Raw genomic sequence first — 24,400 nt, 5'->3', positions numbered from 1 at the left:
ATAGAACATAAACATCTATGGGTAAACAAATTAGCCGGTCAGGGATAACTTTGGGGAATTACTTAAGATATGGCCGATTTTAAAACACAAAACAGCTGATGAAAAATTATTTATTTCTTCTTATGATGATGGGTCTGTTGGTCTCCTGTGAAAAAAATGAGGGTAACCCCTCAGAGATCAAACAGCTGGGGTATGGGACTTCGTTTGGAATATGTGTAGGCTATTGTACAAATGCCATGTTGCTTAAATCGGGTTCGGTAATCTATTCCCGTTCAGGATGGAACGATCAAGTGACACCCATTAAATGTACCGAAAACTTGACTCAGATTAGTTGGGATTCCTTTAAAAAAACAGTAGATTTAAGTAAATTTTTTTCACTGCCCGAAATCATTGGATGCCCTGATTGTGCGGATGGCGGGGCAGAATGGTTGGAAATTGAAGAATTTTCTGGCAAAAAATACAAGGTGACCTTTGAGTATGGAAACGCTCCGGAGGAATTAAAGAATGCTGTAGCTGCTTTGAGGGAGCAATACGAAAAGGGGATTCACTGTGGGGAATCTTAAAGACAGCCACCTAAGTTGTGCCTACAAAAAAAATATAACATGAATCAGTTCATCTTTTTTTGTTCAGTATTATTTTTAATTGGCACTTGTTTAAATGCACAACAATACCCAAATTTGGCAAATGCCGAAGATGAGAATAGGGGTTTTTTAGAAAAGGATTGGAGCGATCATGAGGCCAATGCTTTTAAAAAGCGTAAGTGTACCTTAAAAGATACCATTGTTTTTGACTTCAATTATAAGGACGATCTAAGTAATTTGATGGATAATCAGCGGTCAAAACCAATTTCACCTAAGGTCAAGGCTGTGGAAATGCCAAATATTAAGCCTAGGGGAAATTATCCCATGAACATTTATCACATTGATACTACCACAACATACGCTGCAAGAATTTATAAGTACTAATAAAATTTGCGGTTCCTGGTAGGTCTCGACCAAGGGTCTTGAATAAAAAGATTTACATTAAGGTTAAAAACCCTACCTTTTATGGATAACGAATATACTATACCTTCCCAGACACGAATTGGGCATGTGCATTTAAAAGTGGGCGACCTGGAACGGTCGTTAAATTTCTATTGTAATCTTTTGGGTTTTGAAGTCACTACAATGTACGGGAACCAAGCGGCCTTTATTTCAGCCGGTGGATACCACCATCATATTGGTTTAAATACCTGGCATAGTAGAGGGCTTCCTTCTGCGCCAACCAATAGCGTGGGCTTGTTTCATACGGCAATTTTATATCCAACAAGAAAAGACCTAGCAGAAATATTGAATCGTTTAAGGAAGGCGGAGTATCCTTTAACAGGGGCCAGTGATCATGGTGTTTCGGAAGCACTTTATTTGGATGACCCAGATGGGAATGGGGTTGAACTGTATTGGGATCGACCAAAAAACCTGTGGGCCTATGAGCCGGACGGGTCCTTGGTAATGTTTACCAAACCACTGAATTTGGCCAGTTTGCTGCAGGAATTGGAATCAGAATAATTTGGCTTTCATATCTTGAGTCTTTTGTGAAAAATTTTTATCTTCCCGTTTTTATAAATACTACAAATAAAATAATCGAATGAAATTATTGTTGACCTTCTTTTCTGTGGCTTTAGTACTGACTTCATGCAAAACTAAGACCAAATCCGAGGCTGAAGTTAAAGCTGAAACTGCAGTTGAAACCGAAAATTGGACATACCTTTTTGATGGAGTAACTACCAACGGATGGAGAGCTTACAATGGAGACACCTTGCCTCCTGGTTGGGTGGTAAAGGACAGTGTATTGACATTTGATACCGAATTGGGGCTGGAGCAGGATTATACAGGCGGAAAGGATATAATTTATGGGTTGGAAGAGTTTGATAACTTTGAGTTGTATGTAGAATGGAAATTGCCAGAAGGGGGCAATAGTGGAATTTTCTACCACCTTAAGGAAGGTATACCCAATGCCGGGCCACCAAATATTTCCCCGGAATACCAGCTGATCGATGATGAGAATTATGCTAAAATCCACGATCTTACAGCTTATAACCTTAGTCTTGGGCATACAGAAAATCCATCGGCACTTCAACCCTTACAACAGACTGCTTCTGACTATGCCATGCATGTAGCCGATCCCGATCAAAAAATATTGAATCCTGTTGGGGAATGGAACTCCTCAAAAATAGTTTTTACTCCTGAGCAAGTGGAGCACTGGCTCAATGGGAAAAAAGTACTATCTTTTGTGCCTTGGTCCAAAGATTGGTATGAAAGAAAGAATTCTGGAAAATGGAAGGATGAGGAATATTATGGTAAGTTCAAGTCTGGGTATATTGGCTTTCAGGATCATTCAAGTCCCATTTGGTTTAGAAATATAAAAATTAGAAAATTATAATCTTAACTGATAAAAATAATTCTTAACACAGAGGAGAATGATTATTTTAATCATCAAGGCTTACCTATAACCGTTATAAAACATTAAAATATACATATGAAAAAAAGAGACTTTCTAAAAAGTACCGCTGCTTTAGGTTTAACGGCGCTGCTGCCATCCTCTGTTTGGGCATTGTCCAAGAATGGACGCCTGAGGACGGCCCATATCGGCGTCAGTAATATGGGCGGTGCTGACCTTGCGTCCATATCATCTCATGAATTGGTAGATGTGGTGGCCCTATGTGATGTTGATTCCAAAGCATTGGCAGAAGCCAAAAAATTGCACCCCAATGCTGTGGTCTTTAAGGATTACAGGGTGATGCTTAAGGAAATGAAGAACGATATAGATGCGGTAATAGTCTCTACACCAGATCATACCCATGCGCCCGCATCAATGATGGCCATGGAAATTGGAAAACCTGTATATTGTCAAAAGCCCCTTACCCACCACGTAGCGGAAGCTAGGGCGATGAGGAAGATGGCCAAGGAAAAAAACTTGGTGACCCAAATGGGAATTCAAGTACATTCTTTCTATGATTATAAATTGGCCACCTTATTGATCCAATCCGGAATTATAGGAAAAGTAAGTACCGTTAGGGCCTGGAGTCCCAAGAATTGGGGATTTGATGGTCCGGAACCAAAAGGGTCCGATCCGGTTCCCGATAATTTGGATTGGAACCTTTGGTTGGGAACTTCTGCGGAAAGACCATATAAGGAAGGGTATTATCATCCGGCCAATTGGAGAAAATTATTGGACTACGGTTGTGGTACCTTGGGAGATATGGGAGTGCATATTTTTGATACCCCATACAACGCACTTAAATTGGATGTGCCAATGACCATAAAAAACCAGTGCAGAAAACCTACTGGGTTTGGATTTCCTGAAAAAAACACCGTTACTTATACGTTTCCCGGAACCGAATATACCGCCGATACCTTGAAATGGATTTGGTACGATGGTAAAGGTGCGCCAGAGAAACATAAGGATTTGGTATTGCCCAATAAAGAGAAATTACCAGGACAAGGGGCCATGTTTATAGGTGAAAAAGGAAGACTTTTGTTACCTCATTTCATGGAATTGCCTAGGCTTATTGTAGATGGTAAGTATCAGGAACTGGATTTGTCCATAATCAAGGATCAAAAGGCCATAGGCGAACCGGTTAGGGATTATGATTCCGAAGGAGATAAGCATTACCATCAATTCGTGGATGCCTGTTTAGGTAAAACCGAAACAACGGCTCCTTTTGAGTATTCGGCTAGATTAACTGAAACCATATTACTGGGGGTTATTGCGGGTCGTTTTCCTAACAAAACTTTGCATTGGGATAATAGCACGGCTAGATTTTCCGAACCGGAAGCCAATAAGTTCCTGGACGCACCGTATAGGGATTTTTAATAATGGCAACATATAAGTTATTGCTGGGGCCCAGCTGCTATTTTTTACAAGAATTGCAGCTGGGCTTTTTTTATTGTAGAATTTATGTACCTGGCCATTCGTAATATTCGGTTTTGTAATTATGATAAAACGTTAAGATTCTTATCTTTAGGTTATGCAACACAAGCCGTCTTCTTTCTCTATTAAAAATTGGTCCGATGATGATAAGCCTCGAGAGAAATTAGTGCAAAAAGGCAAATCGCATCTCTCGGATGCAGAATTGATAGCCATACTTATTGGATCGGGAAGTCGCAACGAAAGTGCCGTTGAGTTGTCGAAACGTATTTTGGCATCGGTGCACAATAATCTGAACGAATTAGGGAAATTGTCTATTAAACAGCTCATGCAATTCAAAGGCATTGGGGAGGCTAAAGCTGTTTCTATCGCTGCTGCTTTGGAAATAGGGCGGAGACGTAGGGGGGAAGAGGCCCAGAAAATAACAAAAATCAGCAGTAGTAAAAATGTCTTTGAACTTTTACAGCCTAAAATGGGAGAATTGCCACATGAGGAATTTTGGATAGTTTTTCTCAATAATTCCAACTCGGTACTACAGGCAGGGCAATTGAGTAAGGGAGGTATTACAGGAACATTGGTAGATGTGCGGTTGGTGTTAAAACAAGCCTTGGAACTTGGTGCCGTTGGATTGATCTTGGCGCATAACCATCCTTCCGGCACATTAAAACCCAGTGAAGCCGACAAACAAATTACCAGAAAATTAAAAGTGGCCTCGGAAGCTTTGGATATAAAAGTTTTAGATCATATCATTATCACACAAAAAGAATACTTTAGTTTTGCAGATGAAAATATCCTTTAGAAAGCGGTTGGTGATTTAGGGTTTGGACGTTCTAATTTTGAATATTGAAACCTATGGTCAGGTACTTTTAAAAAAGGAAAAAGTAAATTACTATGTTGCTCATTTATACCCATAAAATTACCCCTCGTTTTAGTTATATCATGAGGCATATGTTTACGACTATTTTGGGGATAGAGGTAACCTATACCACCAAAGTAGAGGATTTTATAAAGCATACAGGCCCTAAGATTACCTATACCAAGCAGCCATTACAGAACGAGTTTTTCGTTAGAAGCAATGATTTGTTGTTTGAACACGGTATAAACGATATTCAGATCCATGTGGCAGATTGGGAAGGAACACCGTGTTTTTTTTCAACAGGGGATAGGAGCAATCTACCCTTCGATATTTTTTCTGCCAGTTTTTATTTGTTAAGTAGGTACGAAGAGTATCTACCCCATGTGAAGGACATGCATGGAAGATTTTCGCCAAAGGACAGTTTGGCCTTTCAATACGATTTTCTGGAAAAGCCCTTGGTAGATATTTGGGCCCAAAAACTTTTATACGCGCTTAAGGACAAATTCAAGGATTTAAAACACAAGCCAAGGAATTATAAATACACCTCCGTTATAGATGTATCCAGTTCCCACTGTTTTGCCTATAGAGGTTTTGTTAGGGGGATGTCCGGGTTTCTTTTCGATTTGGCATCGCTTAAAATTAGACGGGTCTACGACCGAATTTTGGTTTGGGCAAAGCTAAAAAAAGATCCCTATGACAATTTTTTCGAGCTTATAGAATTACATAAAAAAAATAAGGTAAAGGGAATGTTCTTTTTTCAGTTTGCCGAGTACTCCACCTATGACAAAAATGTATCCCCAAACAACAACAATTTTAAGCACCTAATTAAATCAGTTGCCGACTACGATAAGGTTTCCTTGTCCTGCTCGTACAGTTCCTTTAATGACATAGCCTTGCTTAAGGAGGAGAAAAAGAATCTTTCCAATGTAATTAATAGGCCCGTTTCCAGCTCCCGAATGCGTTATAACAGAGTTGATATCCCTGAAACCTATAGGAATTTGATCGAGGCGGGTTTTACCGACGACTATACTATGGGATATACCCATGAAATAGGGTTTAGGGCCGGGACCTGCACACCCTTTTACTTTTATGATATCCCTTTGGAAGTCCAGCAGCCTATAAAAATACATCCGTTTGCAATACACGATTACGGTTTGCTGAAATATAGAAATAGGACCGAGGCTTTTACAGCGGTTAACAGGCTTTATCTGGCAACGAAAATGGTAAACGGAAATTTTATTACTGTTTTTTCAAATGAATTAATTGGGGCCGAAAGCAAATTGAATTGGAAGAAGTTGTATAGTAGTATTTTAAAACAAGTTCATGTTTAAATCCCTCGTCACCGATATTTTTTTTGATTTGGATCATACCCTTTGGGACTTTGAAAAAAATTCGGCTCTTACCTTTCAAAAAATACTTCACGGGAATTCGGTACGTATTGAACTAGAGGATTTTTTGGAGGTTTATATTCCCATAAATTTTAAATTTTGGAAGTATTATCGGGAGGGGAAAATATCCAAGGACGAACTTAGGTTCCAAAGATTGAAAATCACTTTTGATACACTTGAATATGCCATATCCAATGAATTAATACATATTCTGTCCGATCAGTATATTGAGAACTTATCTTCCTTCAATCATCTTATTCCGAATACAACTGCGGTTTTGGACTATTTGAAGCCCAATTATAAATTGCATATCATCACGAACGGATTTCAGGAAATACAGGATAAAAAGTTGCAAAGCTCCAAAATCCATTATTATTTTGATCATATAATTAATTCCGAAATGGCAGGTGTTAAAAAGCCCAACCCAAAAATCTTTGAACTGGCACTTAGTAAAGCCAATGTTTTGCCGCATAAATCCTTGATGATCGGGGATAGTTTGGAGGCTGATATTTTGGGGGCAAGGGCGGTTGGAATCCATACCTTGCATTTTAACGCCAATAATGAACCGGAGCACGAATATTGCGATATGATTCACGATTTAAGTGAAATAAAATTGTATTTATAGAGTTATAATATACAATAACACTATAGCAACGCGATACCGGTAGTTGTTCTTGGAAAGTTTGGTATGAAAAATAAAATTTTGCTTCTCTCATTTATTTTGCTTGCGCTTTATTCTTGTATAGAAACGCAAAACTTTGACCAATATGATGATTTGGAAATTATACCTACAGTAGAAGCAAGTATCTTGTATGTAGAATCGCCAGAAAGAATAATAAATGAATCTGTTGGCCAATATTTTTATTCCCAGGATTTTAATTTTGATGCCTTTACTTTTGACGCTTTTGCAGATCGAGTTTTGGATGGCTCTATATTTTTTGAAATAGATAATACTACCAGTAAGGAGTTTAAGCCGACTGTGGAATTTTTGGATGAAGACGGTAATACAATTGATACTATAGATTTTCCAGTACAGCCATCTGCCCCAACGCCACTTTATAGAAGGCAAGTGCCTTATGGCCCTGGAAAGCAAAGAAGCATTGAAATCATAAAAAATACTTCAAGTATAAAAGTCAGTGTTCTTATAGAGGACAATAGCAGTGTTTCCAACCTCCCAGACCCAAAAATTATTTTTAGGTCAAGTGGTAAATTCAGGGTCCGTTTAAAATGAGGCAATTTCAACTAGTCTTATTGTCCTGGTTATTGGGCTGTGCCTTTGTTACTGCACAGAACAAACAAATACTGTACGATTTTACAGAAATCCCTCAGGCTTTAATGATCAATCCAGGAATGTCCACGGACTTTCAATGGTATGCTGGTATTCCAGCATTGTCCGGTATTTCCTTTCAGGCCGGTAGTAGTGGCCTTACGGTAAACGATTTGTTCGCTGATGACGGAGTGGATTTTAACGTAAAAGTTAGGGAACGGGCTATTTATGGTATGAGCACACGTGACGAACTTAATGGTACTTATCAGGTAGAATTGTTGAATGGAGGTTTTCGCGGACGAAATCGTGATAATTTCTATTCTTTTGGGATTTATAATGAAGGTGATGCAATTGGCTATTGGTTTAAGGATTACGCTATCTTGGCCTTTGAGGGCAATGCCGATCAATTGGGACGAAAATTTGATGTTGGTCATTTAAAAACACGAGGTGAGATGCTCAATGTATTTCACTTCGGAATCAATAAAAGAGTGGATGGTGCCCTTACCATTGGAGCAAGGGCCAAAGTATATTCCAGTGTGTTTAATTTTTCATCGACAAAAAACAAGGGTTATTTTGTGACTAACCAAGGGCAAAACAATATCCTGTCCCATACTTTTGTTGCCGATATGGAATTAAGGTCTTCTGGCCTTAATGAAATTGAGGATGCTCTGGACAATGATAGTTCCCTTTTACCCGGAATTATAACAAGAAGAATGTTCTTTGGGGGAGATTTGGGATTTGGTATCGACCTTGGCTTTACTTATAAGCTTAATAAGCAAACCGTGATTACTGGAAGTTTGTTGGATCTAGGCTTTGTTTATAGTTCTACAGACGTTAAGAATTATACTATAAAAGGGAATGCCACTGTAGAGGGAATAGAAGTAATCCTGCCCGATGCATTTTCTAATTCCAATGACGATTTTTGGCAAAATTTAGTGGATGAGGTGGATGCCCTGGTTCCCCACGGCACCAATAATAATAGCTATATTTCATTTAGGCCTACCAAGTTATACGGTTCCATTCGCCATAATTGGGGGAAGACCTTTAAGCAAAATATGGATTGCGATTGTAACTATATGGTCTCTAAAAGGAGGGATTATACCAAATATGCCAACGGTATTGGTGGACAATTGTACGTAATTAATAGACCCAGAGGACCACAAGCAGCACTTACCGCCTTTTATTTACGAAGATTTGGTAGGGCCTTGGCACTAAAAACAACTTATACTGTAGATAAGTTTTCTTGGAGCAATATTGGTTTGGGCCTCAATCTCCAGGCCGGTCCTGTAAATATCTACGTAATGGCCGACAACTTGTTGGCTTATAGAAACCTTGCGGATAGTCACTACTCCTCTTTTCAATTAGGATTAAATATCATATCTTGGGGGAAGAAATAATATATGATTTTTGAAAATGTGCATTATTGGATTTTAGGCGACCATTTGTCTTAAGTGGGGTTTAAAATCATAAATGCGGGTATCCAGGGATTCTTAAGTTTTTTAGTATCGTAATTTATTCCTTATCAAATAATTATTTAGATTTTACCTTTAAATGAAGCATGACAGGTAGTTAAGGACTTCTGGCATGTTTTATGATAAATTATTGCTATAGGCTACTAGCCTGATTAATGGAAACCATGAAATTTGAACTGATGAAAAATATTTTATTACCCCTGTTTTTAATATGTAGCTTTTACGGAATGTCCCAAGCTGAATTAAATAAATACAAATACATAATAGTTCCAACCAAATTTGAGGCTTTTAAAAGTGAAAATCAGTATCAGACCAGTACTTTGATAAAATATAATCTTGTGGAAAATGGGTTTACGGCGGTATATGATAATGATATGCCTGTGGATTTGGTGGCCAATAGATGTATTGGTTTGCTATTGAGTCTTAAGGACGACTCATCCATGTTTACCACTAAGGTAACCTTAATTCTCAAGGATTGTCTCTCGAATGTGGTCTATACCACTGTAGAAGGGGTTAGTAAGGAGAAGGACTACAAATCTGCCTATTCGGAGGCAATAAAGGAATGCTTTAAATCCTTGTCAGGAGTAGGGTACAAATTTGAGCCTTCTGGAGATAATGTGCCCCCTACCGTAAGTTTTAAAAATGATGTTAAAAGGATAGAGGAGAAGGGCAGTGTACAATCAAAACAAAATATTCCAAATCCAGTAGTTCAACAAAAAGCTACTTTAGAGGAACAATCCTATAAAAATATGGAACCGGTACAATCCAATATTACCAAGGCAGAAAATAGTATGGAAACGGCCCCGGCTCAGGTAGCTTATAAATCGGATATTGCCACCGTATTATATGCCCAGCCTATAGCCAACGGCTATCAATTGGTGGACAGCACGCCTAAAATTGCCATGTGGATGTGGAAAACGTCAGTAGCCAATGTATTTATTGCCCAGGCTTACAATGCTGCTGAGGATGGCATTATCGTTAAAAAAGGAGATAAGTGGTATTTTGAATATTACGAAAACGAAAAATTAGTTGGTCAGGAGCTGAATATTAAGTTTTAGTGGAACTCCAATCAATGACCAAGTAGTTTAAGTTGAAGCTAGAGTTCATATTTATCTTTCCATCGCTTTTTTAGGAAATCTTTGATCGCATTTTCCCGCTGATTATTGCCTGGACGGTAAAAACTTGTTTTGGCTACCTCCTTGGGCATAAATTCCTCTGATACAAAATTGTTCTCATAGTCATGGGCATATTTATAATCTTCCCCATACCCTAGGTCTTTCATTAATTTCGTAGGGGCATTCCGCAAGGCCAAGGGAACGGAAAGGTCACCTGTTTGTTTTACGGTTTGTTGTGCCTTGTTAATGGCCATATAACTGGCATTGCTTTTTGGCGACGTGGCCAAATAGATGACGCACTGACTTAGTATGATCCTCGCTTCGGGATATCCTATGGTAGTTACGGCCTGGAAAGTGGTATTCGCCATCACTAAGGCGGTAGGATTGGCATTTCCAATATCTTCTGAAGCTAAAATAAGTAAACGTCTTGCAATAAATTTTACATCCTCTCCTCCCTCGATCATACGTGCCAACCAATATACGGCTGCATTGGGGTCACTTCCCCTGATCGATTTAATGAAAGCTGAGATAATATCGTAATGCTGTTCCCCTGTTTTGTCGTAAAGTACCGTGTTCTTCTGTATTTTGCTCAAAACCAAGTCGTCAGTGATGGTAATGGTGTCTGTCTCTTCAGAATTGACGATAAGTTCAAATATGTTGAGCAATTTTCTTCCATCGCCACCTGAAAGACGGAGTAAGGCTTCCGTTTCCTTAAGTTTTATTTTTTTGGTTTTCAAATATTTGTCCTGTTCCATAGCTCGCTGGAGCAGGGCTTCAAGATCTTCCTTTCCAAAAGGGTTCAGAATATATACTTGACATCTGGAAAGGAGGGCCGGAATTACCTCGAAGCTTGGATTTTCGGTGGTGGCACCGATCAAGGTGACCCAACCTTTTTCTACAGCCCCTAAAAGGGAGTCTTGCTGCGATTTACTAAAGCGATGAATTTCATCAATAAAAAGTATTGGGTTCTTGGTCGTGAACAATCCACCACTTTGCTTCGCCTTCTCTATAACTTCCCGTATATCCTTTACACCACTGCTAATGGCACTAAGCGTATAAAAAGGTCGGCCACTTGTATGGGCTATGATATTGGCCAAAGTGGTTTTGCCGGTACCTGGAGGCCCCCAAAGAATTAAGGAAGGCAAGATCCCCTTTTTTATTTGGTGGGTCAACGACCCATTTTCTCCTACCAAATGATTTTGGCTTATATAATCCTCCAAGGTTTTGGGGCGTACCCTTTCTGCTAATGGCTCGTTCATAATGTAAAAATAAAACAAAGTTGTTATAGGGTGGCTCCTTTTTTGGGACTTTAAATTTGAATTTTAACTGGACAAAAATATCAATGACATTTTAACCGATTTTGAAATTTTGGTAAGCATATTGCATAAATAGTTATATTTCCATTATGACTGAGAGCAACTATTTTAAATTCTCCAATGCCGTAATCGCGATTCCATTATTTGCGGTGCTCTCTATATGGACCGTATATTGGTTTGAAATTCGGTTTCAGGTAAATTTCAACGATTACGGAATTTATCCAAGGACTATAAACGGGATTCGGGGTGTTGTTTTAAGCCCTTTTATACATGCATCGGCAGAGCATTTGTACAATAACACCATTCCACTGGCCATACTTACGGCATCTTTGGTTTATTTCTACAGAAAAATAGCCTATAAAGTTTTGTTATGGGGAATTCTCATTTCGGGCTTTATAACTTGGCTCATTGGGAGGCCATCCTATCACATTGGAGCCAGTGGATTAATTTATGTCCTGGTCAGTTTTATATTTTTTAAAGGAATTATTTCCAAACACTACCGCTTGGTAGCGTTGTCCCTAATTGTGGTTTTTATATACGGCAGTACGTTATGGTATATTTTTCCTGTTAAGGACGGAATTTCATGGGAAGGCCATTTAGGCGGATTTATCACTGGCCTATTTTTGGCATTTGTATTGAAGGCTCCTTTGCCCAAATTGAAAAAATTTGATTGGGAGAAGGAGGATTATAATGAAGAGGATGATGAATTCTTAAAACATTTCGACGAACATGGGAATTTCATTGAAAATATACCACAGGACTCAGAAGAAGAAGAAATCAAAATCACCTATCATTATAAAAAAAATCCCGAGGATTCGGGATTGGAATGATAAAGAGAGTTCACTAATATTTATAGGAAATTAGAATATTGCCAAGTTCTGATAAAGTTGGACAATCTAATACCTTAAGGGGTTTCTTGCCGTTGCCTTACCGCTTCATAAAGGAAAACGCCACAGGCTACCGAAACATTTAGTGAGCCAATTTCACCCAATAGGGGAAGTTTGGCCATATGATCGGCAGCCTTCAATATGGAGGGAGAGATACCCACATCTTCCGATCCCATAATTATAGCACAAGGTTCCTTAAAGGAAACATCGTAAATGGTATTATCCGTTTTTTCGGTTGCTGCAATAACCTTTATTCCAGAGGCCTGTAAATAAAACACGGCATCCTTTATGTGGTCTATCTTCGCAATAGGTACACGAAATGCGGCACCTGCCGATGTCTTAATGGTATCTGCAGTAACTGGAGCGGCTCCTTTTTTCTGTATAATAATACCATCTACCCCAGTACATTCAGCGGTTCTGATAACTGCACCGAAGTTGCGCACATCCGATAGTTGATCCAATAATAGGAATAGTGGTATTTTTTCGGTTTCCAATACTTTTTCTACCATTTCTTCAATGGTCAAAAAGGTAATGGGAGATATATTGGCAACAACGCCTTGATGATTGTTCTTTGTAAGTCGGTTTAATTTTTCAATGGGTACATAGGAAGCGGTAATACCATTTTTTCGAATTAGGGTTTCCATATCCTTGGACAAATCGCCCTTTAGACCTTTTTGGATGAAAACCTTATCTATGGGTTCGTTAGATTTTATGGCTTCGATTACGGCTCTGATGCCATAAATTTGTTGGGTATTCTTCATGGCGGCAAAGGTAAATAAAAAACCACCCGATTAGGGGTGGTTTCTATTAATTATTAAGATTTAATGAGTTAAGGCAAATCATTAATTTTTGCGGTGCTTTTATATCCAGAATATTCCCAAATTTCACCGGGAATATCCGAAAATTCCGCTTTAAAAGAAATACTGTCTACAACATCACCACTTGGTGTTGTAGCACCTCCTTTTACAATTATACCATCAGTGATGCTTACTGTTACATCGTAATAAAGTTCTTCTAAATCTGCACCACCAAATGTCAATGCATCGAGGTTTAATGGAACTTTTGCTTTTAAGCCCCAACTGTGCTCCTGGTCATCCAACCACATAAACTGGGTGTCATTAGCAGAGGTATTATAAATACTGATAGTATTTGTACCTTGAGGATCGCCGTCATATACCATATCTACAACCCATGTCCCAGTAACTTCGCTAATAAGGATATCACTCTCATCAGGCACTGATTCAACTTGATCACAAGATACAAATGAAGTTATCAAAGCAAAACTTAGAAACAAGTAGCTTAGTTTTTTTAATATTATATTATATTTCATTTTCTTCAAGTTTTTAATTAAAATAAACATCAGTTTGGGTAAATACCGTTTTAAATGTAAAGCCAAAATCCCACTCTACTGTAAGTGTAAGTGTTTTGGCTACCGGATCTACAATTAAGCTGGTAAAAGTATTGGATCCACCAAATGTATTAGTAGCAACCGGCCCTTCACTTGTGAAATCGTTTGTTAAGATATTATTGGCCTTAAGAATTAATCCGGGTGTGGCATAAGAAACACCAAGTGCTCTACCATATTCATACCAACCACCTTGTGCATCTGATATGGCATATCTGTCATCACCCAAGTCCCTAACAATGAACGGACCATTATTTGCGTAACCCGCGGGAGTACTTCCGTTTCTTGCAACGGTACCTGTATACATTCCAGCTATACTGGTCACTAAATCACCATTACATTCAGGATACAAAACGGTCCTAAATTCAGTAGCAGGAATGTTGTCGGTATTGAAAGCGCTATAAGAGACCTGATATACATCAGGGCCATCAGTAACAGAAGCTCCTCCAAAATATTTCCCGCTTATTTTGGTTTCCAAATCAATTTCTACTCCTCCAGCGGATGCTACAGCTCCTGGATCTGAGTAGGAGCTAGCATTACAATCCAACACAACATCACCACCCTCTAGGGTAATCGTGGGTAGGAAGGTAACTACTGAAACGTCCGCTGAGCCAGGTGCATCAACACTAGGGTCACAACTTGTTAACGTCAATCCTATGATTGAAAACGTACATAATATTAATTTATATTTTTTCATCTTTCTTTTTTTTTTAATTATCCCAAAATATGGCATCTGTAATTTTTCTTTGCGGCGATGCATTTGGATTTAAACTTCTTTCAGACTCAGGGTATAACCATGCGGCAGGAAAGGTTCCACTTGGTAAAACAGATAACGGAGGGTTCTGAAAAATTCCATCCGTAAATATCCTACTGGCAGGTCTATCAAATCTTCGAGTTTCAATCCATCCTTCATCCTCTTGAGTTCCATTTAAAGATATCCATTTTTGTATACCTATCAAATCAAGTTTGTCATCTAAAGTGGTTGCTCCGGCAAAATTTAATGAGCTAATATAAGAAGCTGCGTCAGCAACTTCCATGTAGTCAAAGTTTAATTCAATAGCTGTGGAAAATGCCGTTTCGGCATCATCACTTGTATTATATCTTGCATCGGCCTCCGCTCTTAAAAACCAAACTTCCCATGGGCTCATTAAAATGGCTGGATTTGTTGCTGAATAAGCATATTCAGAAGCCATACTATAATCAGACGCTGGTGCAGTGAAAGGCTCGTCATCTATGGTACCTTGATCTATCCCTCGTAAGTTTCCTGCAAATGTCCCGGTAGTCGCTTTGGTATATAATACTTCAGCTCTAGGGTCATCGAGTGATTCAAGTAGATTTAATGAAGCATTACTAGCAAAGTAGAACATACCTACACCAAACTCTGCTCTAGCAAACATTGGGTTTTGATCACCAGTATTTCCAGAAAATGGAATGAATGGCATATCATCAACGGACTCAATAAAAGTACCGTTGCTAATAAGGGCTTGTACGGCAGACCCTTGTGCATTTACTTCAGAAGTTCTCATTAAAACTCTTAATTTTAATGAATTGGCAAATTTTATCCATTTTGTTGTATCACCTTGATAGATAAAGTCGTCCTCTGCAACTATACCAGCTTCTGCTAGTGCTAAATCACTTAGGGCCTTATCCAACATGGTAACCAATCCAGGGTATATAACTGCCTCAGCTGAATCTGAATTTGGTGTTAATATTGAGCCGTCCTCAATGGCACCAGAAATTGCTTCTGTAAATGGAATATCTCCAAAATGGTCAACTAAACCTTGAAATAGATAGGCCTTTAATACATTAGCTATACCTCTATATGCTGGGGAACTACTATTTTTAGTAATATAATTTAAATCGGTTAGCGAGTTAGCATATGCACGTTGCCAGTAGCCATTAAAATCACCACCTGTAGATACATAACGTTCCTCATTTCCAATTGAAACTCCAATACCCCATGTGTAGTATTGGCTCCAAAGCATGGATTCTTCGTAATTTAAATCATGATCAACAATATATCCCATATAGGCAATAGCGGCGCTTAAAACTTGTGCGTCACCAGCGGATGGGAAAGTGTTCGGGTCTATATTAACTTCTTCTAAACTATCAGTACATGAAAAGTTCAGTGTTAATAATAAAATAAGACATATATTAAATTTGTTCTTCATCGTATTATTTTTTTATTAAAATGACAATTGTAAGTTAAGTCCTACACTTCTTGAAGAAGGTGTTTGAGTTGTTTCAATACCTTGGGCATTGTCCGTTAAACCAGGGCCATTAACTTCTGGGTCAGCATATTTGTTACTGTCAGGTAACCAATACTTAAGGTTTTTACCATATAAAGATAATCTAGCAGTTGAAAAGAAAGTATCTTTTAACAATTCCTTAGAAAAGGTATAACTCACTTCCACCTCTCTTAATTTCAGAAAACTTGCATCAATTAATTGTGTAGAAACTGGTGCATCATAATTTGTAAAATAATCTTGCTCGGTAATTTGAACGGTATTTTCAGAGTAAGTACCATCTCCATTGTCTACGACCGAATTTGGAAATATAAACGGTTCTCTATTATAAACGGTAGTATTAACGTTGGTACCATTAAAATTGGTATTGTATTTAGTTTGAGAGGCAAATAGACCTCCTTTTTTCCTGTCAAATAAAACTCTAAGTCCAAATCCTTTATAATTGACATTTGTACCAAAATTTAATAAATAATCTGGTTGGTTATTACCTAAAATAACATCATCATCGGGATAAACAGGAAAACCGGTATTCTCATCAACAATAACCTCTCCTTGATCATTGTACTTAAAATCATTACCTTTAAAAGTACCAAAAGGTAATCCTTCTTTTGCAACCATAGTAACTGTAGTACCTGCAGCAAAACCAAAAGTACCAATTGTTAACTCGTCTATATCATCTGTAATTGTAACAACTTTATTATCGTTTGTAGAGTACGCTCCAAACAGCTCAAAATTTAAACCGTCAACCAAACCAAGAATAGGTTTTAAGGTTAGGGAAAGTTCATGCCCTTTATTCTCCATTCTACCAATATTGCTCACGGTTTGAGTATAACCTGTTGATCTCGGAAGACTTATTGTAACAAGCTGATCATCATGAATCGAATGATAATACGTATACGCGGCGCTAATTCTGTTTTTAAATAATCCTATGTCGGCACCAAGTTCGTATGTCGTCGTTAATTCAGGTTTTAGTCCTGGATTTCCGATAGTGTTTCCAATTGTAAATCCAGGTACGCCGTCTTTTGGTAGGGTAAGAGAGAAATCACCTAAACTCACAAGTTCCGGATTACCCACGAAGTAAGAGTTTAGTAAATATAAATCGGCATCTTTACCAGATGTACCGTAACTACCTCTCAGTTTAGCGTAATTTAAAATGTTATTCTCTAGATTAAATAAATCTGTTACGACTATAGAAGCACCTACAGCTCCGTATAGAAAGGAGTTGTTTGTCGAAGGAAGAGTAGAAGACCAGTCATTTCTTGCTGATAATTCTAGAAATGCTGCATCTTTATAACCAAGCGATGCATTCCCTAAGACCCCAAAAATTCTATACTTGCTTCTAAACATATTCGAAGTAGGTTGTTGACTACTATTCGATAAATTGTATGTGTCTGGAACTACCAAGCCCCCTACTGTACTTCCTCTTAAGCGATCAGCAGTTCTTTGAAAGAAATTATATCCCGCTGCCGCTGTTAGTTTTAGGTCTTCACTAAATTTAGCATCGTAATTAAGTAAAACCGTAGCATCAAGATTTTCAACTTTAGTATTGGAGTTAGTGTATTCACCTAATGAACTGTGTTTGGAATTTCGGGTTGCAATTTGTAAACCGTCGGTCCAAACTAATTGTTGGGCAGGTGTATAAGTTGGCGTCCATACATCGGTCTGGGTGTTTACAATATTACCACCAAAGCGTCCTGTTATAGATAAGTTATCTAAAAAGTTATAGGTTAATGAGGCGTTAGCTAAAAAGTTGTCGATCTCTGCCTCGTTTCCATATTCGTTCAAAATATAATATGGGTTTACTGATGAATAAGATCCCCAGTACCCGTCAATACCATGAAATGGACTTTTGTAGTCTCTCAATTCAGTAAATGGGATGTTAACTGGAGATTGAATCGCCATTGCATAGGCATTATTACCTTCAAAGGCACGCGATCCTTCTTGAGCAGTATTTTGATCAACTCTAGCGTAACTAACCTTGAAATCTGATTTAAGTCTGTCGCTTAATTGTGCAGAAGCGTTAAAGGTAATATTATTTCTGTTGTAAGACGTGTTATCAAGTATACCCGTTTGCTTTGTATTACCATAAGAGGCATAATAAGTAAAGCCGTCATTAGATCCTGATAGGTTTATATTTTGAGTAACTGTATACCCCGTGTTAAAAAAGTCTTGCAATTGATTTCTAACCGCGCTGTACGGCCTTAATAAGGCTTCCAATGACCCATCTCCATCGGAATCAATCGGAGAAGTCCATGGTCTTACCACACCATCTAGAGCTGGTCCCCAAGACCAGTTTTCTCCAGAATCTAGGTGAAGGTTATCATATCCTTGTCCAAACTTACTCTGGCGTTGTAAATTAATGATCGCTGTTTCCATCGAAGTAGAACCATTGTAATTGACTTGCATCTTTTTACCTTTACCGGTTTTGGTAGTAATAAGAACAACTCCTGATGCACCACGTGACCCATAAAGCGAAGTTGCTGAGGGACCTTTTAATATGGTTACAGATGCTATATCGTCAGGATTGACGTCATTGAATCTATTACCAAAATCGGAATATCCGGTTGTGGAAGTACCAGAGCCGCCTGAAGATGCTGTATTGTCAATTGCGACACCATCAATAACAATTAATGCATTGTTGTTACCAGTAAGTGACCCTGAACCTCTTAACACAATTCTTGTGGATGATCCAACGGATCCTGAAGCAGTAGAAAGATTTACACCGGCTGCCTTACCCCTTAAAGCTTCTAAAGCATTTTTGTTTGGGACAGAGAGTAGGTCCTCTGATTTCACAGTTTGGTTAGCATAAACTGTTGCCTTGGCATTTCTGTCACCAGTACCAAAAGCGGTAACTACCACTTCTTCGAGTGCCTGGGCATCTTCTTCCATTTGTACGTTGATTGTGTTACTGGCGCCAACGGTCATGGTTGCATTTTTTTGTCCTATATAAGAGAACACTAAAACTTGTCCTGCCTCTGCCTTGATAGTGTATTCTCCATCAAAATCAGATTGGGTACCAGTCGTGGTCCCTTGTACAAGGATGTTAACTCCAGGGAGTGGTAGACCTTCTTGGTCCGTAACCGTACCTGAAATCGTTTTTTCTTGTGCAAAAGATAATTGCACAATCAACGCTAGAAACAGCGTTAGGATTCCATTTAACTTTGTTTTCATTTTATGATTATTTGAATTAGCAATCGCAAAAATCCTAATTTAATGTTAATAAAGCAACTTTTTTGGGATATTTCTTATGCGCGCATAAGAAATTATTGTTAAATAAGGCCTTGTGAAGGGTGTAATGAGGATTTTTAACACAATGATGGAGTTGTATTTTATATTTATAACAATCAATTGACTTGAACGTAGGATTTTATTGCATCAAAACAGTTAAAAAAATGACAATATCATAATAATCGCAATTATTAGAGATTTATCGGCTTTGATATTGCATTATTTTTGGTGATTAAACGATTAAGCTGCTTTATTGTTAATAAAAGGGTCATTTTTTGATAAGTACCCTCTGATCTTTTGTTGGGTTTATTTTTGATTTCGCAATTACCATTTAGGAAATTTTGGGCGGCTGAAGCTTCTTCGATGAGGTGTGTTGCGATCTAATTATGAGCTACCGAATCTGTTGAGGATAAAAAATATGAAAAATAAATTCATCAGGGTTTGAAATATTGCGAATAATTACTACATTTGCCAGCCCTTAAAAGAGGGGTTAAGTTTTTATTATACAAAAATAGTATGCCAACAATTTCACAATTAGTACGAAAAGGAAGAGTCACGATTACTAAGAAGAGTAAATCGGCTGCTTTGGATTCGTGTCCTCAAAGAAGAGGTGTATGTACACGTGTTTATACAACCACTCCTAAGAAACCAAACTCTGCAATGCGTAAAGTTGCAAGGGTTAGGTTAACAAATGGAAAGGAAGTAAACGCATATATACCAGGTGAGGGTCACAATTTGCAAGAGCACTCGATAGTATTAGTAAGAGGCGGAAGGGTAAAGGATTTGCCAGGAGTTAGGTATCACATCGTTAGAGGTGCCTTGGACACAGCAGGTGTTGCTGGAAGGACACAACGTAGATCTAAGTACGGAGCAAAACGCCCTAAGAAGTAAAAATTTGTTAAGAGTTAAGTTTTAAAGGTGTTGTACTTTTAATAATTAACTATTGACCATTAACTCAAAAAGAAGAAATGAGAAAAAAGCAGGCAAAAAAGAGACCACTTTTACCCGATCCAAGGTTTAATGACCAATTGGTGACCCGTTTTGTTAACATGATGATGTGGGATGGTAAGAAGTCGGTTGCCTTTAAAGTGTTTTACGATGCAATTGATATCGTAGAAGAGAAAAAGACAGACGAAGAAAAAACGGCGTTAGAGCTTTGGAAAGATGCATTGTCCAATGTTATGCCTCATGTTGAGGTAAGAAGTAGAAGAGTAGGTGGAGCTACTTTTCAGATTCCTATGCAAATTAGACCAGATCGTAAGATATCAACTGCTATGAAATGGCTTATTAGTTATGCTCGTAAGAGAAACGAAAAGGCAATGTCACAAAAATTGGCAGGAGAAATATTGGCAGCGGCCAAAGAAGAAGGTGCTGCAGTTAAGAAAAGAACAGATACCCATAAAATGGCAGAAGCAAACAAAGCATTCTCCCACTTTAGATTTTAATAAGCAGAAATGGCAAGAGATTTAAAATTAACAAGAAATATTGGGATTGCTGCTCATATTGATGCAGGTAAAACAACTACGACAGAACGTATTTTGTTTTATACTGGTGTGAGTCATAAAATAGGTGAGGTTCATGATGGTGCTGCCACTATGGACTGGATGGAGCAAGAGCAGGAGCGTGGTATTACAATTACTTCAGCTGCTACAACTTGTGAGTGGATTTTTCCTATGGAGAATGCAGAGCCAACCGCAGATGCACAATCCTACCACTTTAATGTAATAGATACCCCGGGCCACGTGGATTTTACGGTTGAAGTAAACCGTTCTTTACGTGTATTGGATGGCTTGGTCTTCTTATTTAGTGCAGTTGATGGTGTTGAGCCACAATCTGAAACTAACTGGAGATTGGCTGATAATTATAAAGTGCCACGTATCGGTTTCGTTAACAAAATGGACCGTCAGGGGGCTGACTTTTTAATGGTTAATAAGCAGGTTAAGACAATGTTGGGATCCAATGCTGTGCCTATTGTATTGCCGATCGGAGACGAGGCAGACTTTAAGGGTATTGTGGATTTGGTGAAAAACAGAGCTATAGTATGGCATGAGGATAATTTCGGAGCAACCTTTGATGTTGTTGCAATTCCGGAAGATATGAAGGAAGAAGTTAGGGCACGTAGAGCTGAATTGATAGAAGCTGTTGCGGAATATGACGAAACTTTGATGGAGAAGTTCTTCGAAGATGAAGATTCCATTACAGAGGATGAAGTTCATGCTGCCTTGAGGGCTGCGGTTATGGATATGAGTATCATACCTATGATCTGTGGTTCGTCATTTAAAAATAAAGGAGTACAATTTTTATTGGATGCAGTATGTCGCTATTTGCCTTCTCCATTGGATAAGGATGCGATTGTAGGTACTAATCCTGATACTGAGAAGCCTGAGGCTAGAAAGCCAAGTGTTAAGGAGCCATTTGCTGCTTTGGCATTTAAAATTGCTACGGATCCATTTGTAGGTCGTTTGGCATTTTTTAGAGCATACTCGGGTAGATTGGATGCTGGTTCCTATGTATTGAATAATCGTTCCGGGAACAAGGAGCGTATTTCCAGGATTTACCAAATGCATGCCAATAAGCAGAATGCAGTAGATTATATTGAAGCAGGAGATATTGGTGCGGCAGTAGGATTTAAGGATATTAAGACAGGGGATACTTTGTCGGATGAAAAACATCCAATAGTATTGGAAAGTATGAATTTCCCTGATCCTGTAATTGGTATTGCTGTTGAGCCTAAAACCAAGGTTGATGTTGATAAATTAGGTATGGCTTTGGCTAAATTGGCCGAAGAAGATCCAACTTTCCAGGTAAAAACAGATGAAGCATCTGGTCAGACTATCATTTCTGGTATGGGTGAGCTTCACTTGGATATTATTGTTGACCGTTTAAGACGTGAGTTTAAGGTTGAAGTAAACCAAGGAGAGCCACAAGTAGAATACAAAGAGGCGTTGACTAAAACGGCTTCACATAGGGAGGTTTATAAGAAACAATCCGGTGGTCGTGGTAAATTCGGTGATATTGTCTTTGAAATGGGACCTGCTGATGACGATTTTGTTGGAACTGGGTTACAGTTTGTTGATGAAATCAAAGGTGGTCGTATTCCAAAAGAATTTGTAGGTCCTGTTCAAAAAGGATTTACTGCCGCTATGAAGAATGGTCCTTTGGCCGGTTTTGAAATGGATAGAATGAAGGTTGTTCTAAAGGATGGATCTTTCCACCCTGTGGATTCTGATGCACTATCTTTTGAATTGGCTGCCAAAATGGGTTATAAAGCTGCTGGTAAAGCTGCTGGAGCAATAATTATGGAGCCGATCATGAAAATGGAAGTTCTAACTCCTGAAGAAAACATGGGAGATATCGTAGGAGATCTTAACCGTAGAAGGGGAGTTGTTACCAATATGGATGATAGAGCCGGTGCCAAAGTAATTAAAGGTGAAGTACCTTTGTCCGAAATGTTTGGATATGTTACTTCATTGAGAACTTTGTCTTCAGGTAGAGCAACTTCAACAATGGAATTTTCACATTATGCTGAAACTCCTTCCAATATTTCGGAAGCGGTGATTAAGAAAGCAAAAGGATTAACAGCTTAAATCGTACTAAGATGAGTCAAAAAATTAGAATTAAATTAAAGTCGTACGACCATAACTTGGTAGATAAATCTGCTGAGAAGATCGTAAAAACGGTAAAGACTACAGGTGCGGTTGTAACTGGACCAATTCCTTTGCCAACACATAAAAAAATATTTACTGTGTTGCGTTCTCCACACGTAAATAAAAAAGCAAGGGAGCAGTTCCAATTAAGTTCTTACAAAAGACTATTGGATATTTATAGCTCTTCATCAAAAACCATCGACGCTCTAATGAAGTTGGAACTTCCTAGCGGTGTTGAGGTTGAGATAAAAGTATAGTTCTAATTTCGGAATTCATAATTCGAAATTATGAAAGACATGTCCCGAGCGTTTCGCGAAGGAAAGACGGAAAAAAATATATTCAGGGTTGAATTGTTTTTTGACCCTGTTTTTTTGTCAATAAGTTAAATAGTAATCAATTAATAATTAATTAAATATGTCTGGGTTAATAGGTAGAAAAGTAGGTATGACCAGCATTTTCGATGAAAATGGAAAGAATATTCCATGTACAGTAATCGAAGCTGGACCATGCGTAGTTACCCAAGTCAGAACCGAAGAGGTGGACGGGTACAATGCCCTTCAGCTTGGTTTCGATGACAAGGCAGAAAAACGTGCTAATAAAGCGGCTACAGGTCACTTTAAAAAAGCAGGCGCTTCTCCTAAGAAAAAGGTCATGGAATTCAGGTATTTTGAAGAAGGTGCGCACAAATTAGGAGATACTCTTGGAGTAGACCTTTTTGTAGAAGGAGAATTTGTTGATGTAATCGGTACCTCAAAGGGTAAAGGTTTTCAAGGTGTTGTTAAAAGACACGGCTTTGCCGGTGTTGGTCAATCAACCCACGGTCAGCACAATAGATTAAGAGCTCCAGGTTCCATTGGTGCTGCTTCATATCCTGCAAGAGTTTTTAAGGGAATGAAAATGGCTGGTAGAATGGGTACTGATAGAGTTACCGTTCAAAACTTGAGAGTATTAAAAATTGTTCCAGAAAAGAACCTTATAGTAGTAAAAGGTTGTGTTCCTGGTCATAAGAACGCTTACGTAACTATTGAGAAGTAATGAAGGTAGCAGTTTTAGATATTAAGGGAAAAGAAACAGGTAGAAAGGTTGAGCTTTCTGACGCTGTATTCGCAATAGAACCAAACAATCATGCTGTGTATTTGGATGTTAAGCAATATTTGGCACACCAAAGACAAGGTACGCACAAATCCAAAGAGCGTGCTGAGATAGCAGGAAGTACAAGAAAGATCAAAAAACAAAAAGGAACAGGTACTGCTCGTGCGGGTAGTATTAAGTCTCCAGTGTTTAGAGGTGGTGGACGTATTTTTGGACCAAGACCAAAGGATTATAAGCAAAAATTGAATAAAAATGTTAAGCGTTTGGCTAGAAGGTCGGCCTTAACTTTGAAGTCAAAAGACAATGCTATAATGGTGGTTGAGGATTTCAATTTTGAAGCTCCAAAAACTAAGGATTTTAAAGAATTTTTGAAGTCTTTGGGCTTGGAGAATAAAAAATCCCTAATTGTGTTGGGTGATTCAAATAATAACGTATATTTGTCCTCACGCAATTTAGAGCGTTCTGAGGTTATAACTAACTCAGAATTAAGCACTTACAAAATATTAAACGCTAACAACCTAGTGTTGTTGGAAGGTTCTTTGGAAGGAATCGAATCGAACTTAATTAAATAAGCG

General features: G+C 38.4%; 24 protein-coding genes. 18 read left to right on the top strand and 6 right to left on the bottom strand.

The window, feature by feature from the left end:
• Positions 1–98 precede the first annotated feature (98 nt).
• The 11 genes from H4O18_RS06200 to H4O18_RS06150 all read left to right on the top strand — a co-directional run bounded on the left by H4O18_RS06200 (position 99) and on the right by H4O18_RS06150 (position 9,947).
• Entirely contained in the window at positions 99–563 is a 465-nt protein-coding gene (locus H4O18_RS06200; protein ID WP_187582506.1) for a hypothetical protein, read from the top strand.
• Between the two features lie 39 nt (positions 564–602).
• Positions 603–965 carry a hypothetical protein gene (locus H4O18_RS06195; RefSeq protein WP_187582504.1) on the top strand — a complete coding sequence of 121 codons (363 nt, stop codon included), beginning with the start codon at positions 603–605 and terminating at the stop codon, positions 963–965.
• Between the two features lie 81 nt (positions 966–1,046).
• Complete coding sequence (locus tag H4O18_RS06190; protein ID WP_187582502.1) at positions 1,047–1,544, top strand: VOC family protein; 498 nt, start codon at positions 1,047–1,049, stop codon at positions 1,542–1,544.
• A 79-nt stretch (positions 1,545–1,623) separates the two neighbouring features.
• A complete protein-coding gene (locus H4O18_RS06185) occupies positions 1,624–2,418 on the top strand; it encodes a 3-keto-disaccharide hydrolase (RefSeq protein ID WP_187582500.1) in 795 nt (264 codons plus the stop codon).
• A gap of 96 nt (positions 2,419–2,514) precedes the next feature.
• Positions 2,515–3,852 carry a Gfo/Idh/MocA family protein gene (locus H4O18_RS06180; protein WP_187582498.1) on the top strand — a complete coding sequence of 446 codons (1,338 nt, stop codon included), beginning with the start codon at positions 2,515–2,517 and terminating at the stop codon, positions 3,850–3,852.
• A 154-nt stretch (positions 3,853–4,006) separates the two neighbouring features.
• Positions 4,007–4,705, top strand: a complete 699-nt coding sequence (gene radC / locus H4O18_RS06175; RefSeq protein WP_187582496.1) for a RadC family protein — start codon at positions 4,007–4,009, stop codon at positions 4,703–4,705.
• 92 nt (positions 4,706–4,797) lie between these two features.
• Positions 4,798–6,093: a polysaccharide deacetylase family protein gene (locus H4O18_RS06170; RefSeq protein ID WP_187582494.1), complete on the top strand. Its 1,296-nt coding sequence runs from the start codon at positions 4,798–4,800 to the stop codon at positions 6,091–6,093.
• Positions 6,086–6,775 (top strand): YjjG family noncanonical pyrimidine nucleotidase, encoded by a 690-nt coding sequence (locus tag H4O18_RS06165; RefSeq protein WP_187582492.1) that lies wholly within the window; start codon positions 6,086–6,088, stop codon positions 6,773–6,775. The genes H4O18_RS06170 and H4O18_RS06165 overlap by 8 nt, the downstream gene beginning before the upstream one ends.
• Positions 6,776–6,838: 63 nt before the next feature.
• Positions 6,839–7,381 carry a hypothetical protein gene (locus H4O18_RS06160; RefSeq protein WP_187582490.1) on the top strand — a complete coding sequence of 181 codons (543 nt, stop codon included), beginning with the start codon at positions 6,839–6,841 and terminating at the stop codon, positions 7,379–7,381.
• On the top strand, positions 7,378–8,814 hold the full coding sequence (locus tag H4O18_RS06155) for a DUF5723 family protein (protein ID WP_187582488.1): 1,437 nt from the start codon (positions 7,378–7,380) through the stop codon (positions 8,812–8,814). Before H4O18_RS06160 ends, H4O18_RS06155 begins: the two co-directional genes overlap by 4 nt.
• A gap of 254 nt (positions 8,815–9,068) precedes the next feature.
• Positions 9,069–9,947 carry a hypothetical protein gene (locus H4O18_RS06150; RefSeq protein WP_187582486.1) on the top strand — a complete coding sequence of 293 codons (879 nt, stop codon included), beginning with the start codon at positions 9,069–9,071 and terminating at the stop codon, positions 9,945–9,947.
• Between the two features lie 38 nt (positions 9,948–9,985).
• On the opposite strand, the gene H4O18_RS06145 is transcribed toward H4O18_RS06150, so the two are convergent.
• The gene (locus H4O18_RS06145; protein WP_187582484.1) at positions 9,986–11,263 is read right to left on the bottom strand and encodes a replication-associated recombination protein A; all 1,278 of its coding nucleotides are present in this window, start codon (positions 11,261–11,263) and stop codon (positions 9,986–9,988) included.
• Positions 11,264–11,409: 146 nt separating this feature from the next.
• Here H4O18_RS06145 and H4O18_RS06140 point away from each other — a divergent pair, with 146 nt between their 5' ends.
• On the top strand, positions 11,410–12,150 hold the full coding sequence (locus tag H4O18_RS06140) for a rhomboid family intramembrane serine protease (protein ID WP_187582482.1): 741 nt from the start codon (positions 11,410–11,412) through the stop codon (positions 12,148–12,150).
• Between the two features lie 74 nt (positions 12,151–12,224).
• On the opposite strand, the gene rlmB is transcribed toward H4O18_RS06140, so the two are convergent.
• From rlmB to H4O18_RS06115, 5 genes are all read right to left on the bottom strand, one after another.
• On the bottom strand, positions 12,225–12,968 hold the full coding sequence (gene rlmB / locus H4O18_RS06135) for a 23S rRNA (guanosine(2251)-2'-O)-methyltransferase RlmB (protein ID WP_187582480.1): 744 nt from the start codon (positions 12,966–12,968) through the stop codon (positions 12,225–12,227).
• A 68-nt stretch (positions 12,969–13,036) separates the two neighbouring features.
• Positions 13,037–13,537: a lipid-binding protein gene (locus H4O18_RS06130; RefSeq protein ID WP_187582478.1), complete on the bottom strand. Its 501-nt coding sequence runs from the start codon at positions 13,535–13,537 to the stop codon at positions 13,037–13,039.
• A 13-nt stretch (positions 13,538–13,550) separates the two neighbouring features.
• Positions 13,551–14,309, bottom strand: a complete 759-nt coding sequence (locus tag H4O18_RS06125) for a hypothetical protein (RefSeq protein WP_187582476.1) — start codon at positions 14,307–14,309, stop codon at positions 13,551–13,553.
• A 13-nt stretch (positions 14,310–14,322) separates the two neighbouring features.
• The gene (locus H4O18_RS06120; RefSeq protein ID WP_187582474.1) at positions 14,323–15,783 is read right to left on the bottom strand and encodes a SusD/RagB family nutrient-binding outer membrane lipoprotein; all 1,461 of its coding nucleotides are present in this window, start codon (positions 15,781–15,783) and stop codon (positions 14,323–14,325) included.
• A gap of 15 nt (positions 15,784–15,798) precedes the next feature.
• Positions 15,799–19,029, bottom strand: coding sequence for a SusC/RagA family TonB-linked outer membrane protein (locus tag H4O18_RS06115; RefSeq protein WP_187582472.1), 3,231 nt, complete (start codon positions 19,027–19,029; stop codon positions 15,799–15,801).
• A gap of 573 nt (positions 19,030–19,602) precedes the next feature.
• Here H4O18_RS06115 and rpsL point away from each other — a divergent pair.
• The 6 genes from rpsL to rplD all read left to right on the top strand — a co-directional run bounded on the left by rpsL (position 19,603) and on the right by rplD (position 24,397).
• The gene (rpsL, locus tag H4O18_RS06110) at positions 19,603–19,977 is read left to right on the top strand and encodes a 30S ribosomal protein S12 (protein WP_031445118.1); all 375 of its coding nucleotides are present in this window, start codon (positions 19,603–19,605) and stop codon (positions 19,975–19,977) included.
• A 77-nt stretch (positions 19,978–20,054) separates the two neighbouring features.
• Positions 20,055–20,531, top strand: coding sequence for a 30S ribosomal protein S7 (gene rpsG / locus H4O18_RS06105; protein WP_103440719.1), 477 nt, complete (start codon positions 20,055–20,057; stop codon positions 20,529–20,531).
• Positions 20,532–20,540: 9 nt separating this feature from the next.
• The gene (gene fusA / locus H4O18_RS06100; protein WP_187582470.1) at positions 20,541–22,673 is read left to right on the top strand and encodes an elongation factor G; all 2,133 of its coding nucleotides are present in this window, start codon (positions 20,541–20,543) and stop codon (positions 22,671–22,673) included.
• Positions 22,674–22,684: 11 nt separating this feature from the next.
• Positions 22,685–22,990 carry a 30S ribosomal protein S10 gene (gene rpsJ, locus H4O18_RS06095; RefSeq protein ID WP_010230113.1) on the top strand — a complete coding sequence of 102 codons (306 nt, stop codon included), beginning with the start codon at positions 22,685–22,687 and terminating at the stop codon, positions 22,988–22,990.
• Between the two features lie 157 nt (positions 22,991–23,147).
• Positions 23,148–23,768, top strand: a complete 621-nt coding sequence (gene rplC / locus H4O18_RS06090; protein WP_187582468.1) for a 50S ribosomal protein L3 — start codon at positions 23,148–23,150, stop codon at positions 23,766–23,768.
• Positions 23,768–24,397: a 50S ribosomal protein L4 gene (gene rplD, locus H4O18_RS06085; protein WP_103474409.1), complete on the top strand. Its 630-nt coding sequence runs from the start codon at positions 23,768–23,770 to the stop codon at positions 24,395–24,397. Before rplC ends, rplD begins: the two co-directional genes overlap by 1 nt.
• The last annotated feature ends 3 nt before the right edge of the window (positions 24,398–24,400 follow it).

Origin of the sequence: Arenibacter arenosicollis, assembly GCF_014397245.1 — a bacterium.
Lineage (GTDB): Bacteria > Bacteroidota > Bacteroidia > Flavobacteriales > Flavobacteriaceae > Arenibacter > Arenibacter arenosicollis.
The sequence above is the reverse complement of the archived record's forward strand: the minus strand, read 5'-3'. Positions and strand labels throughout refer to the sequence as shown.

What these genes read in the sequence shown, in the direction of transcription:
- H4O18_RS06200 (WP_187582506.1), top strand. Translation starts at nt 99, where the DNA reads ATGAAAAATTATTTATTTCTTCTTATGATGATGGGTCTGTTGGTCTCC.
- H4O18_RS06195 (WP_187582504.1), top strand. Translation starts at nt 603, where the DNA reads ATGAATCAGTTCATCTTTTTTTGTTCAGTATTATTTTTAATTGGCACT.
- H4O18_RS06190 (WP_187582502.1), top strand. Translation starts at nt 1,047, where the DNA reads ATGGATAACGAATATACTATACCTTCCCAGACACGAATTGGGCATGTG.
- H4O18_RS06185 (WP_187582500.1), top strand. Translation starts at nt 1,624, where the DNA reads ATGAAATTATTGTTGACCTTCTTTTCTGTGGCTTTAGTACTGACTTCA.
- H4O18_RS06180 (WP_187582498.1), top strand. Translation starts at nt 2,515, where the DNA reads ATGAAAAAAAGAGACTTTCTAAAAAGTACCGCTGCTTTAGGTTTAACG.
- radC (WP_187582496.1), top strand. Translation starts at nt 4,007, where the DNA reads ATGCAACACAAGCCGTCTTCTTTCTCTATTAAAAATTGGTCCGATGAT.
- H4O18_RS06170 (WP_187582494.1), top strand. Translation starts at nt 4,798, where the DNA reads ATGTTGCTCATTTATACCCATAAAATTACCCCTCGTTTTAGTTATATC.
- H4O18_RS06165 (WP_187582492.1), top strand. Translation starts at nt 6,086, where the DNA reads ATGTTTAAATCCCTCGTCACCGATATTTTTTTTGATTTGGATCATACC.
- H4O18_RS06160 (WP_187582490.1), top strand. Translation starts at nt 6,839, where the DNA reads ATGAAAAATAAAATTTTGCTTCTCTCATTTATTTTGCTTGCGCTTTAT.
- H4O18_RS06155 (WP_187582488.1), top strand. Translation starts at nt 7,378, where the DNA reads ATGAGGCAATTTCAACTAGTCTTATTGTCCTGGTTATTGGGCTGTGCC.
- H4O18_RS06150 (WP_187582486.1), top strand. Translation starts at nt 9,069, where the DNA reads ATGAAAAATATTTTATTACCCCTGTTTTTAATATGTAGCTTTTACGGA.
- H4O18_RS06145 (WP_187582484.1), bottom strand. Translation starts at nt 11,263, where the DNA reads ATGAACGAGCCATTAGCAGAAAGGGTACGCCCCAAAACCTTGGAGGAT.
- H4O18_RS06140 (WP_187582482.1), top strand. Translation starts at nt 11,410, where the DNA reads ATGACTGAGAGCAACTATTTTAAATTCTCCAATGCCGTAATCGCGATT.
- rlmB (WP_187582480.1), bottom strand. Translation starts at nt 12,968, where the DNA reads ATGAAGAATACCCAACAAATTTATGGCATCAGAGCCGTAATCGAAGCC.
- H4O18_RS06130 (WP_187582478.1), bottom strand. Translation starts at nt 13,537, where the DNA reads ATGAAATATAATATAATATTAAAAAAACTAAGCTACTTGTTTCTAAGT.
- H4O18_RS06125 (WP_187582476.1), bottom strand. Translation starts at nt 14,309, where the DNA reads ATGAAAAAATATAAATTAATATTATGTACGTTTTCAATCATAGGATTG.
- H4O18_RS06120 (WP_187582474.1), bottom strand. Translation starts at nt 15,783, where the DNA reads ATGAAGAACAAATTTAATATATGTCTTATTTTATTATTAACACTGAAC.
- H4O18_RS06115 (WP_187582472.1), bottom strand. Translation starts at nt 19,029, where the DNA reads ATGAAAACAAAGTTAAATGGAATCCTAACGCTGTTTCTAGCGTTGATT.
- rpsL (WP_031445118.1), top strand. Translation starts at nt 19,603, where the DNA reads ATGCCAACAATTTCACAATTAGTACGAAAAGGAAGAGTCACGATTACT.
- rpsG (WP_103440719.1), top strand. Translation starts at nt 20,055, where the DNA reads ATGAGAAAAAAGCAGGCAAAAAAGAGACCACTTTTACCCGATCCAAGG.
- fusA (WP_187582470.1), top strand. Translation starts at nt 20,541, where the DNA reads ATGGCAAGAGATTTAAAATTAACAAGAAATATTGGGATTGCTGCTCAT.
- rpsJ (WP_010230113.1), top strand. Translation starts at nt 22,685, where the DNA reads ATGAGTCAAAAAATTAGAATTAAATTAAAGTCGTACGACCATAACTTG.
- rplC (WP_187582468.1), top strand. Translation starts at nt 23,148, where the DNA reads ATGTCTGGGTTAATAGGTAGAAAAGTAGGTATGACCAGCATTTTCGAT.
- rplD (WP_103474409.1), top strand. Translation starts at nt 23,768, where the DNA reads ATGAAGGTAGCAGTTTTAGATATTAAGGGAAAAGAAACAGGTAGAAAG.